Origin of the sequence: Chryseobacterium sp. SORGH_AS_0447, assembly GCF_030818695.1 — a bacterium.
In the GTDB taxonomy this organism is placed as follows: Bacteria; Bacteroidota; Bacteroidia; order Flavobacteriales; family Weeksellaceae; genus Chryseobacterium.
In genome coordinates this window covers 2,181,674-2,195,372 of the sequence record NZ_JAUTAR010000001.1, presented here as the reverse complement: position 1 = coordinate 2,195,372, position 13,699 = coordinate 2,181,674, and the positions used below count along the sequence as shown (strand labels likewise).

Genomic DNA, 13,699 nt, shown 5'->3' with positions numbered 1-13,699 from the left:
GGGATAACCATAGATTTTCGCGTCAAATATCATTTGTTAAATCCTTTGCAGATTTCACTGATTTTTATATTAAAAAATATAATCGGTGCTCAGGAAATTGGAATCATGATCTCTGACAATTGTATTCAGCAGGTTTTTATTGGAATCCGTAATTTTTGCAGCAACCAGAGACCTGATCGAAAACGAGCGCAGCGCATCGAAAACGGAAAGGGTTCCTTCCGCACTGTCCTTTCTTCCGGTAAACGGAAAGACATCCGGACCACGCTGTGCCTGGCAGTTGATGTTCACCCGGCTTACCAGGTTCACAAAAGGATCGATAAGTTTAGAGACTTCCATCGGATCTTCACTGAAAATGCTTACCTGCATTCCGTGCGAAGCATGCACCTGATAATCGATAGGTTCTTCAATATTTTTAAACGGAACGACCGGGATGATCGGCCCGAACTGCTCTTCATGATAAAGTTTCATTTCGCTGTTTACCGGATAAACCACTGCCGGGAATACAAAAGATTCTTCCGTAAAACCACCATGATTATTTAGTACTGTTGCACCTTTCGCCAATGCATCGTCGATACATTCTTTAAGGTAAGCCGGTTTATTGACTTCCGGAAGAGGAGTGATCTTTACGTCTTTTTCCCAAGGAAGACCGGCTTTCATTGCAGAAACGGCAGCCGTTAGTTTTTCAGTAAACTCTTCTGCAACTTCTTTCTGAACAAAAATCAGTTTTAAAGCCGTGCATCTCTGCCCGTTAAAAGAAAGTGCCCCTAAGATGCATTCGTTTACCGCTACATCAAGATTGGCGTTTTTGGTAACGATTGCTGCGTTTTTTGCATCTAAACTTAGAATAGCTCTTAAACGATTAACTTTCGGATGCAGTTTTTTCAGTCCGTTGGCCACTTTGCTGGAACCGATAAATGCCAGGACATTTACTTTTCCACTTTCCATGATCGGCGTAATGATCTCCGAACCTTTACCATAAAGGGTATTGACGGTTCCGGCAGGAAATGCTTCTTTAAAAGCTTTTAACAAAGGATAATGGGCCAAAACGCCGTGTTTTGGAAGCTTAAACAAAATGGTATTCCCCATGATCAATGCCGGGATCAGCGTCGTAAAAATTTCATTTAATGGATAATTGAACGGCCCCATGCTGAGCACAACTCCCAGCGGTGCTCTTCTGATCTGGGCGATCGTTCCTTCTGCCTGCTGGAAGCGGGAAGATTCCCGGTCCAAATCTTTCAGTGCATCTATGGTCTGGTTGATATAATCTACGGTTCTGTCGAATTCTTTGGTAGAATCGGCCAGGGTTTTTCCGATTTCCCACATCAGCAGCCGGATGATGAGATCCCGTTCTTTGATCATGAGATAGACAAATTTCTGCATGCACTTAATGCGGCCTTCTACAGACATGGTCGGCCACTCACCGAGTCCATTATCATAGGCTTTGACACACGCATCCAAAACCTTCATCGCTTCATCAGGTCCGATATCCGGAATACTTCCCAGTAATTTTCTTTCGAGACCGTTTTCGGTGCGGATGCAGACCGGGGAATAAATTTCCTGCACATTACCCTCCCATTTTACCAGCTCGCCGTTGAGCAGGTATTCCCGCTGATGAAGCTCGGGAACTTTATATTCTTCAGGAATGTCGTTTTCGGATTTGAATATTTCGTGAAATAAAGAGGTGTCTTCTGAACTCATAATTTTTTGTTTTTAATAGTCTGATAGGATTTGAATATTAAAGGTAACCCTAAATTTTGATTTTAAAAAGAGCGGGGTCATAGATTTGTTCTATTTAAAAAAAGTTTAACATGACCGAACCGGAAAAACAATAATTTTGCTTAAAAATAATTTTATGTATTCAAAATTCGCTTTCGGCGTTCTCTTATTTCTTTCCGCATTTGCTTTTGCCCAAAATTCCAGAACGGCAAATACGGTATTGGCGGGCGGAAAACCGGTTCATACTTATGCCAAATTACCGGCACTGAACAAACAGGCTCCGCAATTTACCCTGACGGATATTACCATGAAAGACAAGACGCTGGATTCCTATAAAGGAAAATACCTGATTTTGAACATTTTCCCGAGCGTTGATACCGGGGTATGTTCTGCTTCGGTACGTCATTTCAATGAAGAGGCTGCTAATCTTCCGAATACGGTAGTTCTATGCATCTCCAAAGATCTGCCGTTTGCCCAGAAAAGATTCTGCGGGGCCGAAGGCATTAAAAATGTAGTGATGCTTTCAGATTTCCGTTCGGATTTCGGGAAAAAGTATGGGGTTGAACTGACTGATTCTGCCATGAAAGGACTGTTAAGCAGAGCGGTTGTCGTTATTGATCCTGCAGGAAAGATCATTTACGAAGAGCAGGTAGCGGATATTTCTCATGAGCCGAATTATGAAGCGGCCATCGCTGCCTTGAAGAAATAAAACATTTACACATCCTACCAAAGACCGTTACTGACGGTCTTTTTTTAGGTCTGAATTATTCGCCATCCCCTCCTATTCCACTAAACTCCCTGGTAGAATAATGTAAAAAAGTCAGGATAAGTAAGTCATCAGCAGATTCCTCCGCTTCAATATGAAAGACGGGATCTTTGAACCATTTTCTTTCTTCTTTTATTTCAATCAGAAGTCTGTCTTTTTCAAAAAGCTGATTGGTTTTCTTTAAGGTAAAATGATATATCCTCACCCCTTTGCCGGATTTGATGATTCGTTCCTTTGCCAGGTCGGTAAAATAAATAATGCCCCTATTATTGAATAATTCAAGATCGTTTTTCAGGAATCCCACATTCCGGATGTCATAGCTTCTAGAATCGTAAATGATATATTGCCTTACACTAAAGAATGTACTGGCATCAACAATTCTTCCGAGCTCACGACAGTCCTCATCCAAAATAACAAATTGCTTTTTATCTTTTACGGCGGTATATTTTCTCAAGAGAATATTTAATTTTTCTTTTTCGTCGTTACCAAAATTACTCCATTTATTGCTTTTGCGCCATATAAAGCGGTGGCCGCGTCACCTTTTAAAACATTTATCGTTTCTATGGATTCAGGATCTGTTTCCTGAAATTTCCTTAAACTTATCACCTTACGATCTAATACAACCAATGGCTGCTGATCTTTTTTTAAAGATGAATTTGTACCTTTAATCTTTAATTCTGTTGAGGTTTCTTTTGCAGCAGGTCTTCCCAATACACCCTGTAATGAAGATAATACTTCTTTTTCTTTTTGAATATTTGTTAATTGATCTTCGCATATTACAGTCGCTCCGCCTGTTATCATTGATTTGTAGGCTTTTTTTGCAGGGAATGCTTTTATTACCAATCCATCCGTCAGGTCTTTTAAAGTATCCTTTCGATACTGCTGTGCCTGCAAAGAAATAAAACCTCCGGCCGTCAACATGAAGCCAACAGCAAACTTTGCAAAAAGAGAATTGATGTAGGAATATTGCAAGTCCTTATTAAGCTGGGATTCCCTGAAATAGCCGCAGATATTTTCAGAAGAATCTGAAAACGCATTTATAATTTGATCGTCGGAAGAACTGGTAAAATCCTTCACGGTTTTAGAGCATACAGAACAGAATCTTCCTTTTTGCTTTCAATGATAATGACTCCGTTTTCCCCGGATCTGCCGTACTTCTCTTTGGCACCTTCACCGGTAAGGATGATGACGCTTTTTACCTGCTCCGGTTTTAGCCTTTTCATCCTGGCTTCGGAAATTCTTTTATTGTTAAGCATAATCATGGGTTTTACAGACTCGTAATCTTCTTCGCTCGGCATGCCCAGAATAATCGAACGGCTTAGGAGGGTATCTTTTACCCTTTCAATGCCGTTGATTCCTTTCTTAAAATCTATTTTCTTCACTTCTTCATCTTTCATCTGCTGGCCATTCACTGTAAAAGCAACACTACTTAACACAAATAATCCAAAGGTCAGCGTACTGATCACCGAAAAGCTGAGCTCCCTTCCCAATTGGCCTTCCATAAATCTTCCGCAGATTCCAGGGTCCGATTTTATATGCTTGATAATTTCCTCATCCGTAGAAGCCGTAAAATCCTTTACGGTTTTAGAGCATACAGAACAGAATCTTCCTTTTTCATTCGGAGTCATTGTTTCCCAATTTTCATGACAGGGTTTTGGTATGGTGATTTTCATAATAATCGTTTATATAATAAGATGCATAATTCCCATAAAAGGTTGGAAAGAGGCAAATATATTTTTGGATCCGCCTATTTTCTACTCTGAAAAAATTTCCGATATTTCGGTATTAAAATTAGATATCCTGAACTTTTAAAGCAGCATGAAAGAAGAAAGCATTAACCGCCTGAACGATTTATTTCATAATTTAAAAACCGAAGATGAAAAACTGAAGGACCTCCTGGCTAAGAAAAAAAGTGAAGAAGACCTTTTCCTGGAAGGTTTTAGGACCTTAAGCAAAAATTTTATCGAACCGAAAATGCAGGAATTCAGGAGGATGCTCAAAGAAAATAAATTCGGAAGTAAAATAATTGTCGCTGAAGAGACTGCCGGCGGAACAGGGATCAGTACACAGCCTCACATCAAACTTCAGATCTCAAGAAATGTGGAATCCAACTTTTACGCAAACGATAAATTCCCACACATTATGTTTACAGCCGACAAAAATTTAAAAAGAATAGGAATTCATCTGGATACCATTTTCCAGAATGGTACCGGAACTGCCTTGCTCAAGCCGGATTTTTACACCTTGGAAACGTTGGATGAAGATGCTGTCGAAAAAGAGATGGTGGAAGGCCTTGAAAAAATATTGGTGAACCGGTAACGTCTATTTTAAAGACTTACCTTTCAGAAAACTTCAGCAGTAAGTGCAGGCAGCTAATGAAGCTTTCCACGGATAACACTGACTTTTGCAGATCATGCCGGAGCTTTAACATAGCCACCAAAATAATGGTTCCTGGCAACACAGTCATGAAAATCAAAGGTCTTTTAAATTCTTTGATTTATAAATTAAATAAACCGGCAGAAGATTGGTATAAAATAAAAACAAATGGCTTTCCCTGGGGAAAGCCATTTGTTGTCTATTCATGGGATTACTGAATTTCGATCAGTCTCGGTGCCTGCTTTTTGGCTTTTTCCGTTTTAGGGATTGTCAGTTTGAGGACACCTTTGTCATACCGGGCTTCAATGTGCTCTTCATCCACCACATCTTTGGCGAGCTCGAAGCTTCGCTGGAACGACTGGTAGCTGAATTCCCTTCGGGTATAGTTTTCTTTCATGTCTTCCATTTCATTCTTTCTGGAAGATGAAATGGTGAGAAGGTTGCCTTCCAGCGTAATCCTGAAATCTTCTTTCTCCATTCCCGGTGCAGCTACTTCTACCTCGAAATGGTTGTCGTTCTCTTTAATATTCACCGAAGGCACGGTGGTTAAAGTAGAAGAAAAATTGGTGTTGCCCCAATTAAAAAGTTCGCGGCTGAAAAAGTCATCGAACAGGGTACGTGTGCTGGCAGGGAGCAAGCTGCCGTTGTTTCTTTTTACGATTGACATAACAAACGAATTTTTAAGGTTAAACATTAATTTTAATGAACGTATTTCAATATTTTCAAAGGCTGTGCCAGTGCTAGATGGCTGAAATTTTGTCATTTGGAGTGAAAAATTGTCATTTTGAAATGATAAAAATTGTCACAACTTAAAAAGCTTTATTGTAATTGCCCCTATTTTTGATATATATTTAAAGTTGATCAATAAATAGAAAAGTATCCACCAAATACCCGTATTAGTATAATGAATTTATCTGAACATCATCTTGAAGAATTGCGTCAGGCTATGGAGATCCTAGAAAATCCCGGAATTGTGGCCAAAATTACCAATGTCATCGGTCAGCCTTTGGAAAAAGCATTGGCATTTCTTCCTAAAAATCTGCATGAAAAAGTAGGAACCATCACAGAAGCCGCGTTGCTGAAAGCAGCAGATACCGCTATTTTCACCATGAAAGATACTCCGAACGTCCGGCCTTCCAACTGGTGGCATAAGTTCGGTGTGGCAGCCTCCGGGGCAGTCGGTGGTTTTTTCGGGCTTCCGGCACTTGCAGTTGAGCTTCCGGTTTCCACCACCATTATGCTGCGTTCCGTTATTGATATCGCCCGCAGTCAAGGAGAATCGGTGAAGGATCCGGATGTTAAACTGGCCTGCCTGGAAGTCTTTGCGCTTGGCGGAAAGAGCGAATCCGATGATGCAAGTGAAAGCGGATATTTTGCCACCAGGATTGCCCTTGCCCAGACTATGGCTGAAGCAGCCCGACAATTTACGTCCAGAACTCTTGCTGATGAAGGGGCTTCGGTCATTGTAAAATTAATCTCGAAAGTTGCTGCCCGGTTCAGTGTGCAGGTTTCTGAAAAAGTAACCGCCCAGGCTGTTCCTGCAGTCGGAGCAGCCGGCGGAGCCATTATCAATACCTTATTTATTAACCATTTTCAGGATATGGCGAAAGGTCATTTTACCGTACGGAAGCTAGAAAAAATATATGGTGCAGATACTGTAAAAACGGCTTATGAAGACCTACGGAGAAAATAGAATGTCCTGCTTAAACTTGTCAAAGACTTGTAGCTTTGACAAAGTATTAGTCGTGAAAATATCTCGGATCCGGATACTGAAAAGTAAAATCCAACTCGGAAATCAGTTTTTCAGGTGAAATGATTCTTCCTATATCCGTACGTCCTCCAGAATATGGAATCCCCTTTTGTGCGCTGATGACTTCTTCTTTATTCGGGTGAACAGGAGCAACCACATTATACACTTTCGATTCAGAATGGTTGTCCAGCATATTCTCAATCACAGAACAGATATCTGCGTAATGGATGTGGTTCACCAGCTGGTCCAGGTTGGAGATGTTGTAGTTTTTCAGCAGCCTTTCACCACCCATGAGACCGCCCAGTCTCAGAATATTGGCCTGTGGAAATTTTTCAAGAATAAAGTTTTCACTTTCCACTTCTGACGCAGGCTGATCTTCCTCCGTAAATTCTTTTTCAGCATCCGGATAAATGCCCGTTGAGCTTGTATAAAAAATCTGCCCTTTAAAATCTCCGATAAAGTGAAGCAGATTCTGCCTTTTCCCCGTCATCGGAATTTTTGTCCCTCGAAGCCCGGAAAAGGGAACGGCAATAATAATCGCATCCAGATTGGAGGCCACATCCCATACTTCCATTTCCGGATCAGGCTCATCCGGAAACTTCACTAAAAAAGCGTGATATCCTTTTAATTGCAGACCGTCCAGTTTGGCTTCCGTCGTTGTGGTTGCAAAGATTTCATACCGGTCCGATAAATGTTCTGCCACATGGTTTCCCAACCAGCCGCAACCGATGATTCCCAGTTTTTTCATATTTTTTTTAGATTGTCTTTGAATTTTATGGCTGTAGGGATTTGTAGTTTTCTTCGGGATCCTGATAATTCTGAAGAACACGTACAATGTACACAACCTCGCGTTCAATTTTATAAACTATTGTATTATGCCGCGTTAGAGTATATTTTCTAAATTACATATCTTCGTAATACGAGAATACTACATGATCAGAAGATATAATTTTTAGCGCACGATCATATCTTTTGTAAAAATCCGATAAAACATCAAAGGACCATTTTGCAAGAATGTAATCTTCTATATTTCTAAGATCATAGTCAGCACTAGCTAATATTTCTATTTGCTTCATCTCTGTACTTTTTCATTCTTTCATCCCGTTCAGATTCCCACACTTTATGAGGAATGGTTCTGCCTGCTTTAATGTCTTCTTCACTTTTCATTAATGATTCTAAAATCTCCTCTTTCGTTTCGTTACGCCATTCCTTCACCTCTATGGTTTTTGAGATCACCAACAGTTCTTCCGGTGTAAACCGTTTTTCTTTCAGCTTCTTGAAAAATGTCGGCTTTTTAATGCCTGATTTTTCTATGATATAAGACATCTTAAACGGTGAATTTTTCAGGATCTCATCGATATTATTTTGGATTTCGATGAATTTTTCTATTTCTGCTATCATTTTTATTTCGATTTTAGTATCAATTTATGATACAAATATAATAACAATTTATGATAAAACCATTAGAACGATTCATATAATACAAGCCTATTCATCGTATCTTAAATAGTGCTCAATTACGGAAAACCGTAAATAAGACGTGACCGTTTTTAATAATTTTAACCCCATTAAACAGCAATTATTTTAAATAAGTAAATAATAAAATTATGGACGCAGGAAAAAGGACCATTAATGATATCTTTAATGGAAACAGGATTTTAGAAATTCCATTTTTTCAAAGATCTTACGTTTGGGGAGACGATCAGTGGGAAAGGCTTTTGGAAGATATGGAAAATGTAAGTCAATCTAATAAGCCTTACTTTTTAGGCTCGGTTATATTAAAACAACAATCGACTAATACCGGAAAAGGAGTTGGGGATGTAAGAACGGTCATCGACGGACAGCAGCGCCTGACCACCTTAAATATTTTCTTTAAGGTTCTCTGCTTGAAAACCGGACAGAATTCAACATTTGAAAGAATCTTCAAGCTGATTAACAATGATATTGCCTTACTGCACAATCACAATGACATCGATGCATTTAATACAATTCTTAATCTATCAGACCTTAAAGATGTACATGGAAATGACAGCATAACATTAGCCTATCATTATTTCAGGAAAAATATTAATCCGGATCATTTGAATTTCAACAACATCCTTTCTAAAATATTATTTGTAGGAATCGATTTAGATGAAAATGAAGACGAGCAGCAGATTTTTGACACTATCAACTCTTTGGGTGTAAAACTGACTACAGCGGAACTGCTGAAAAATTATTTTTTCAACAGAGACGAACTTTCAACCTATGATACGTACTGGAGGAATATTTTTGAAAAAGATGACGATGCCAAAAATTATTGGGACCGGGAAATTACTGCCGGTAGACTGAAAAGAACATTTATCGACTTATTTTTCTTTTCCTATCTTCAGATTAAAATTCAGGACAAAACGCTCAATGTAAAAACCGAAGACAAGATAGAATTTTCAAAAGTAGAGCATCTTTTTGAGTCTTATAAAAGCTTTATTAAAAACTATCTCGGTGGTAATAAAAAAGTGATCCTAGAAGAAATAAGGAGTTACGCTCTGTTATTTATGGAAAATTTCGATTACACAATCATTGAGAAAGAACTGACGGAAAAATCCGGAATAGAAAGGATAAATGCAATTATCTTCGGCCTTGATACCACTACTTTGATCCCCTATGTTCTTTACATTCTAAAAAATGTGGTCAATGATAAAAGCCGCAATGAATTATTTGATTTCATTGAAACTTTTATCATGCGAAGAATGATTATTCATGCCAATACAAAAAATTATAATCAGCTCTTTACAGACAGGCTGATCAGCAATGATATTCTTTCCAAAAAACAATTTATGGAATTCTTGGAGGGTCAGACAGATAAAATAAACTTTTTACCATCTGACGAAGAACTTAAAAACGGTTTCAACAGCTCATATCTTGTAAATAAACAGGCTGCCGGGATCCTCTACTTTATAGAATCGAAAATCCGTAACAGAAGCCTACAGTCAACCCAGCTTTTGGGAGTAAATAAGTACAGCCTGGAACATATTATGCCTAAAAAATGGGAAAACCATTGGAGTAAACTTTCCAGCCAGGAAGATAAGATAAAACGTAACAGAAAGCTTTTGACACTAGGGAATCTCACCATTATTACACAAGCCTTAAATTCAACCATAAGAGATGCGAGCTGGAATATAAAACGGAAAGGAAAAGCAGACAAAAAAGGATTAAATGTCTACTCCGCCGGGTTGGAAACCATGAGCCATTACTTAACACTCGATGAATGGAACGAGCAGACTATAGAAGATCGGGCAAAATTCCTCTACAATAAAGCAAAAAAAATATGGCAGATCTGACGGGCTGATTTCCTCATGACATATAATGCAGTAACAAACCAAACCGGAATTACTCTTAGAATTTAAGTTAGTTTTTCTATATTTGAACTGATTACGGTTTGGATCAGGCAGAATCTCCCGGCCAGGCTAAAACTAAAAATTAAAGTTGAATTGAATCATGAACGATATTAAATGTCCCCACTGTCATAAAGTGTTTAAAGTTGATGAAGCCGGTTTTGCCGATATTCTCAAACAGGTGCGGGATCATAAATTTGAAGAGGAATTACAATCCCGGCTCGATCTTGCCGAAAAAGATAAAGAGAACGCCATAAAGCTTACCGAAGTCCATCTTAAAAACACGATACAGGCTGAACTGGCCAATAAGGATAAAGAGATTTTTCAGCTAAAGGCCAATAATGAAAAAATTTTATCCGAAAGACTGGCTGAAAAAGATAATCTGGTAACGGATTTAAAATCAAAACTGGAAAATGCTGAAACTGAGAAGAAACTATCGGTTTCGGAAGCCATTAAAAATATAGAAAAAGAAAAGGACGAAAAGGAAAAAGAAATTATCCGGTTGAAAGCTGATATTGAACGGAACTTGGCAGAGCAATTAGCGAACAAAGACATTTTGATATCGGAACTTAAGATAAAACTGGAGAATGCTGAAACTGAGAAAAAACTTTCGGTAACAGAGGCCGTCCAGAAAATAGAAAAAGAAAGGGATGATTTTGCCAGTAAAGTTACTCTTAAGGAAACCGAGAAAGAATTGTTGGAAAAATCCTTAAATGAAAAGCATTTAGCCGAACTAAAAGCCAAAGAAGATATCATCCGGCATAAAGATGAGGAAATTGCTTTCCGAAAGGATATGAAGCTTAAGCTGTCGACGAAAATGCTTGGAGAAACCCTGGAACAGCATTGTGAGATCGAATTTAACAAACTGAGGTCCATCGCCTTCCAGAATGCCTATTTTGAAAAAGATAACGATGCCCGATCGGGAAGCAAAGGAGACTATATTTACAGGGAGACCGATGATGCCGGCAACGAGGTCATTTCGATTATGTTTGAAATGAAAAATGAAGGGGATGAAACCGCCACCAAAAAGAAAAACGAAGATTTTTTCAGAGAACTGGACAAAGACCGGAATGATAAAAAATGTGAATATGCCGTTTTGGTAACCCTTCTGGAAGCTGACAACGAACTGTATAACGCAGGAATCGTAGACGTATCCCACAAGCACCAGAAAATGTATGTCGTTAGGCCTCAGTTTTTCATCCCGATGATCACTCTGTTAAGAAATGCTGCATTGAATTCGATGAAAGTAAAAGCCGAGCTGGCCTTTATTAAAAACCAGAATATCGACATTACCAATTTTGAAGAAAATATCAACACTTTTAAAGAAGGTTTTGCCCGGAACTACGAACTTGCCAGCAGAAAATTCAAGACCGCCATTGAAGAAATCGACAAAACCATCACCCACCTTCAAAAAACAAAAGATGCCCTGCTCTCCTCAGAAAATAATTTGCGGCTCGCCAACAACAAAGCCGACGATTTAACAATTAAAAAACTGACGAAAGGCAATCCAACGATGGCCGCCAAGTTTGATGAATTGAAAAACGGGTCTGGGAATGAGCTTACTTAATGTTATTATTTATATTTTTTAGAAACTAAGTAATCCTGCATTTAGTTTAAAATATTTTTCGGGAAATAAAATGCTGTCACAGTAAGATCCCTATAAAATATCAGAGACTTACTGCAATTTGCAGGAAGTTGTAATAAGTTTTTTGAAAATATAATGAAGTTGCAGGAGGTTTGTTTTAAGCGTAGTTATAAGATTGCGCAGATGTTAGAGGTTTATATTGAGGTTGTTATTAAGAATATTTGTTTTGATACTTAAGGAAAACCGTAATAGCGAGTTATATTGTTTTTCTATATTTGGTTAAATTAAAAACTTATAAACATGAAACTACACTCACTAAAAATCTCCGGGTACAAAAGATTAAAAAAAATCGATCTTTTATTTGGTGATGCCACATTTCTAATTGGCCAAAACAATTGTGGTAAAAGTTCTATAATTAAAGCTATCGAAATCCTTTTATCTGCAAAAAAACAATTAACCACAGCAGATTTTCATTCAATAATTGATGATGAAACCAACGAAGTAAAGGTTGATACAAATATAGTTACTCTTGAAGCAGAATTTAGAAATCTTCCTGAAGAAGCTAAAAATTGGAGAGGTTTTAAAGGTAGAATTTTCACTTATGATGTAAAAGAAAATTTAGAAGAGACAGGCTTATCTGTCACATATAAAAAAACTTATGAGTTAGGGAAAGATGTAATTATCGAATTTAAATCCAAGGTTAGAACTATTAAAGAGATATTTTCTGATTGTAAAAAGCCACAAGATTACGTTGACAAAGGCTTATCCAAAGAAATTATTGAAGATTTTTTTCCCTGATTTGCAATCCAATATAGGACGTACTAAAGCAGCTATAGATAAATTAGATTTTATAGACGAGATTTGGGATATTGCAGATGATATAGTATGGTTTCAAAATCCAGGTGGAATTCCTGGAAATGTGCTTAAAATGTTACCTAGATTTTTACTAATTCCAGTCGACGTAGGACTTCATGAGATTCAAGGTTCTGGTAGTGGAGTATTAAGTACAACTCTTGGAGAGCTCTTTCAAACCGTTAGAGAGAATTCAGAACATTTTAGAAATGCTCAAATACATTTAAAGAACCTAGCAAAAGAGCTAGATCCACAAGATGAACAATCTGAATTTGGAAAAATGATGAACGAATTAAATATAGTATTATCAACTGTTTTTCCTGATTCAAAATTATATGCTACTACAAGCCTAAGTGATCCTTCAAGTTTAAAACCTTCATTTAATGTTGAAATGTCTAGTAATATTAAAACATCAGTAGACAATCAAGGAACAGGAATGATCAGGGCTACTGTTTTTGGTATGTTAAGGTACAGACAATTATGGTTATCTAAAAAAGAAGATGATCATGCACGGTCATTAATCGTTTGTTTTGAAGAACCAGAAACTTACTTACATCCAAGTGCTGCAAATCAAATGAGAGAAGCAATTTATGATTTAAGTTCAAAAACATCACAAATTATTGCATCGACACATTCTCCTTACATTATTGACTTGTCTCGTAAACCAAAGCAAATATTAAATAGACTTTATAATTGTGGTAATCATGTAGAATGCGATACATTTAGTGTTACTGAAAAGTTTATAAAACTTCAAGATGATGATAAGTCATATGTAAAAATGGTTTTAAAAATTGATAATCACGTAGCAAGAATATTTTTCACAAAAAATATAGTTATTGTTGAAGGAGATACAGAAGATATTTTAATAAGAGAAAGTTTAAAGCGACTTGAAAAAAATAAATATTTTAAAATTCTTTCCGACTTTGAAATTATTAAAGCTCGTGGTAAGGCGGCTATTATTGGATTGGTTAAATATTTAACTTCAATGGGTATAAAACCAATTGTAGTACATGATTTGGATTCTACCGAACCAAATGCAGCAAAATATAATGAGCCGATAAATAATGCCTTAAATGGTAATGGAAAAATTATTTTACTAAATAATAATGTTGAAGAAGAGCTTGGATACGAAGCAAATTCAGAAAAGCCTTATAAAGCATATAAAAAAACTTTGGAATGGACTAATAAGTGGGATGATTTACCTGAAAATTGGAAAGCAAAAATGACAGAAATTTTCGGAGAATATATTTGAAACAAGAAAACCTGCCTCACAGCAGGTT

14 protein-coding genes are annotated in these 13,699 nt (G+C 37.5%); 7 read left to right on the top strand and 7 right to left on the bottom strand.

Going from position 1 to position 13,699, the window contains the following annotated elements:
* Nucleotides 1-69 precede the first annotated feature (69 nt).
* A complete protein-coding gene (locus QE422_RS10185; protein WP_307457607.1) occupies nucleotides 70-1,698 on the bottom strand; it encodes an NADP-dependent glyceraldehyde-3-phosphate dehydrogenase in 1,629 nt (542 codons plus the stop codon).
* 154 nt (nucleotides 1,699-1,852) lie between these two features.
* Here QE422_RS10185 and tpx point away from each other — a divergent pair, with 154 nt between their 5' ends.
* Nucleotides 1,853-2,425: a thiol peroxidase gene (tpx, locus tag QE422_RS10180; RefSeq protein WP_307457604.1), complete on the top strand. Its 573-nt coding sequence runs from the start codon at nucleotides 1,853-1,855 to the stop codon at nucleotides 2,423-2,425.
* Between the two features lie 55 nt (nucleotides 2,426-2,480).
* On the opposite strand, the gene QE422_RS10175 is transcribed toward tpx, so the two are convergent.
* From QE422_RS10175 to QE422_RS10165, 3 genes are all read right to left on the bottom strand, one after another.
* Nucleotides 2,481-2,936 (bottom strand): hypothetical protein, encoded by a 456-nt coding sequence (locus QE422_RS10175; RefSeq protein ID WP_307457602.1) that lies wholly within the window; start codon nucleotides 2,934-2,936, stop codon nucleotides 2,481-2,483.
* 8 nt (nucleotides 2,937-2,944) lie between these two features.
* On the bottom strand, nucleotides 2,945-3,403 hold the full coding sequence (locus QE422_RS10170; RefSeq protein WP_307457599.1) for a TonB-dependent receptor plug domain-containing protein: 459 nt from the start codon (nucleotides 3,401-3,403) through the stop codon (nucleotides 2,945-2,947).
* 152 nt (nucleotides 3,404-3,555) lie between these two features.
* On the bottom strand, nucleotides 3,556-4,155 hold the full coding sequence (locus QE422_RS10165; RefSeq protein ID WP_307457596.1) for a hypothetical protein: 600 nt from the start codon (nucleotides 4,153-4,155) through the stop codon (nucleotides 3,556-3,558).
* A gap of 145 nt (nucleotides 4,156-4,300) precedes the next feature.
* On the opposite strand from QE422_RS10165, the gene QE422_RS10160 reads away from it, so the two are divergent.
* Complete coding sequence (locus QE422_RS10160) at nucleotides 4,301-4,801, top strand: hypothetical protein (protein ID WP_307457594.1); 501 nt, start codon at nucleotides 4,301-4,303, stop codon at nucleotides 4,799-4,801.
* Nucleotides 4,802-5,069: 268 nt separating this feature from the next.
* On the opposite strand, the gene QE422_RS10155 is transcribed toward QE422_RS10160, so the two are convergent.
* Entirely contained in the window at nucleotides 5,070-5,525 is a 456-nt protein-coding gene (locus QE422_RS10155; RefSeq protein WP_307457592.1) for an Hsp20/alpha crystallin family protein, read from the bottom strand.
* A 237-nt stretch (nucleotides 5,526-5,762) separates the two neighbouring features.
* Here QE422_RS10155 and QE422_RS10150 point away from each other — a divergent pair, with 237 nt between their 5' ends.
* Nucleotides 5,763-6,551: an EcsC family protein gene (locus QE422_RS10150; protein ID WP_307457590.1), complete on the top strand. Its 789-nt coding sequence runs from the start codon at nucleotides 5,763-5,765 to the stop codon at nucleotides 6,549-6,551.
* Nucleotides 6,552-6,597: 46 nt separating this feature from the next.
* Here QE422_RS10150 and QE422_RS10145 read toward each other — a convergent pair whose 3' ends face one another.
* Together QE422_RS10145 and QE422_RS10140 are read right to left on the bottom strand one after the other, a co-directional pair.
* Entirely contained in the window at nucleotides 6,598-7,356 is a 759-nt protein-coding gene (locus tag QE422_RS10145; protein ID WP_307457587.1) for a hypothetical protein, read from the bottom strand.
* A 302-nt stretch (nucleotides 7,357-7,658) separates the two neighbouring features.
* Nucleotides 7,659-8,009: a hypothetical protein gene (locus QE422_RS10140; RefSeq protein ID WP_307457584.1), complete on the bottom strand. Its 351-nt coding sequence runs from the start codon at nucleotides 8,007-8,009 to the stop codon at nucleotides 7,659-7,661.
* Nucleotides 8,010-8,215: 206 nt separating this feature from the next.
* Here QE422_RS10140 and QE422_RS10135 point away from each other — a divergent pair, with 206 nt between their 5' ends.
* The 4 genes from QE422_RS10135 to QE422_RS10120 all read left to right on the top strand — a co-directional run bounded on the left by QE422_RS10135 (nucleotide 8,216) and on the right by QE422_RS10120 (nucleotide 13,671).
* Complete coding sequence (locus QE422_RS10135; RefSeq protein ID WP_307457581.1) at nucleotides 8,216-9,928, top strand: DUF262 domain-containing protein; 1,713 nt, start codon at nucleotides 8,216-8,218, stop codon at nucleotides 9,926-9,928.
* A 157-nt stretch (nucleotides 9,929-10,085) separates the two neighbouring features.
* On the top strand, nucleotides 10,086-11,549 hold the full coding sequence (locus QE422_RS10130) for a DUF2130 domain-containing protein (RefSeq protein WP_307457579.1): 1,464 nt from the start codon (nucleotides 10,086-10,088) through the stop codon (nucleotides 11,547-11,549).
* A gap of 318 nt (nucleotides 11,550-11,867) precedes the next feature.
* Nucleotides 11,868-12,365, top strand: a complete 498-nt coding sequence (locus QE422_RS10125; protein WP_307457576.1) for an AAA family ATPase — start codon at nucleotides 11,868-11,870, stop codon at nucleotides 12,363-12,365.
* Nucleotides 12,319-13,671, top strand: coding sequence for an ATP-dependent endonuclease (locus QE422_RS10120; RefSeq protein WP_307457573.1), 1,353 nt, complete (start codon nucleotides 12,319-12,321; stop codon nucleotides 13,669-13,671). The genes QE422_RS10125 and QE422_RS10120 overlap by 47 nt, the downstream gene beginning before the upstream one ends.
* Nucleotides 13,672-13,699 lie beyond the last annotated feature (28 nt).

Excerpts from the sequence above, each read along its gene's own strand:
- QE422_RS10160 (WP_307457594.1), top strand. The coding sequence starts at position 4,301 with ATGAAAGAAGAAAGCATTAACCGCCTGAACGATTTATTTCATAATTTA.
- QE422_RS10150 (WP_307457590.1), top strand. The coding sequence starts at position 5,763 with ATGAATTTATCTGAACATCATCTTGAAGAATTGCGTCAGGCTATGGAG.
- QE422_RS10165 (WP_307457596.1), bottom strand. The coding sequence starts at position 4,155 with ATGAAAATCACCATACCAAAACCCTGTCATGAAAATTGGGAAACAATG.
- tpx (WP_307457604.1), top strand. The coding sequence starts at position 1,853 with ATGTATTCAAAATTCGCTTTCGGCGTTCTCTTATTTCTTTCCGCATTT.
- QE422_RS10125 (WP_307457576.1), top strand. The coding sequence starts at position 11,868 with ATGAAACTACACTCACTAAAAATCTCCGGGTACAAAAGATTAAAAAAA.
- QE422_RS10145 (WP_307457587.1), bottom strand. The coding sequence starts at position 7,356 with ATGAAAAAACTGGGAATCATCGGTTGCGGCTGGTTGGGAAACCATGTG.
- QE422_RS10130 (WP_307457579.1), top strand. The coding sequence starts at position 10,086 with ATGAACGATATTAAATGTCCCCACTGTCATAAAGTGTTTAAAGTTGAT.
- QE422_RS10135 (WP_307457581.1), top strand. The coding sequence starts at position 8,216 with ATGGACGCAGGAAAAAGGACCATTAATGATATCTTTAATGGAAACAGG.
- QE422_RS10140 (WP_307457584.1), bottom strand. The coding sequence starts at position 8,009 with ATGATAGCAGAAATAGAAAAATTCATCGAAATCCAAAATAATATCGAT.
- QE422_RS10185 (WP_307457607.1), bottom strand. The coding sequence starts at position 1,698 with ATGAGTTCAGAAGACACCTCTTTATTTCACGAAATATTCAAATCCGAA.
- QE422_RS10155 (WP_307457592.1), bottom strand. The coding sequence starts at position 5,525 with ATGTCAATCGTAAAAAGAAACAACGGCAGCTTGCTCCCTGCCAGCACA.
- QE422_RS10170 (WP_307457599.1), bottom strand. The coding sequence starts at position 3,403 with ATGTTGACGGCCGGAGGTTTTATTTCTTTGCAGGCACAGCAGTATCGA.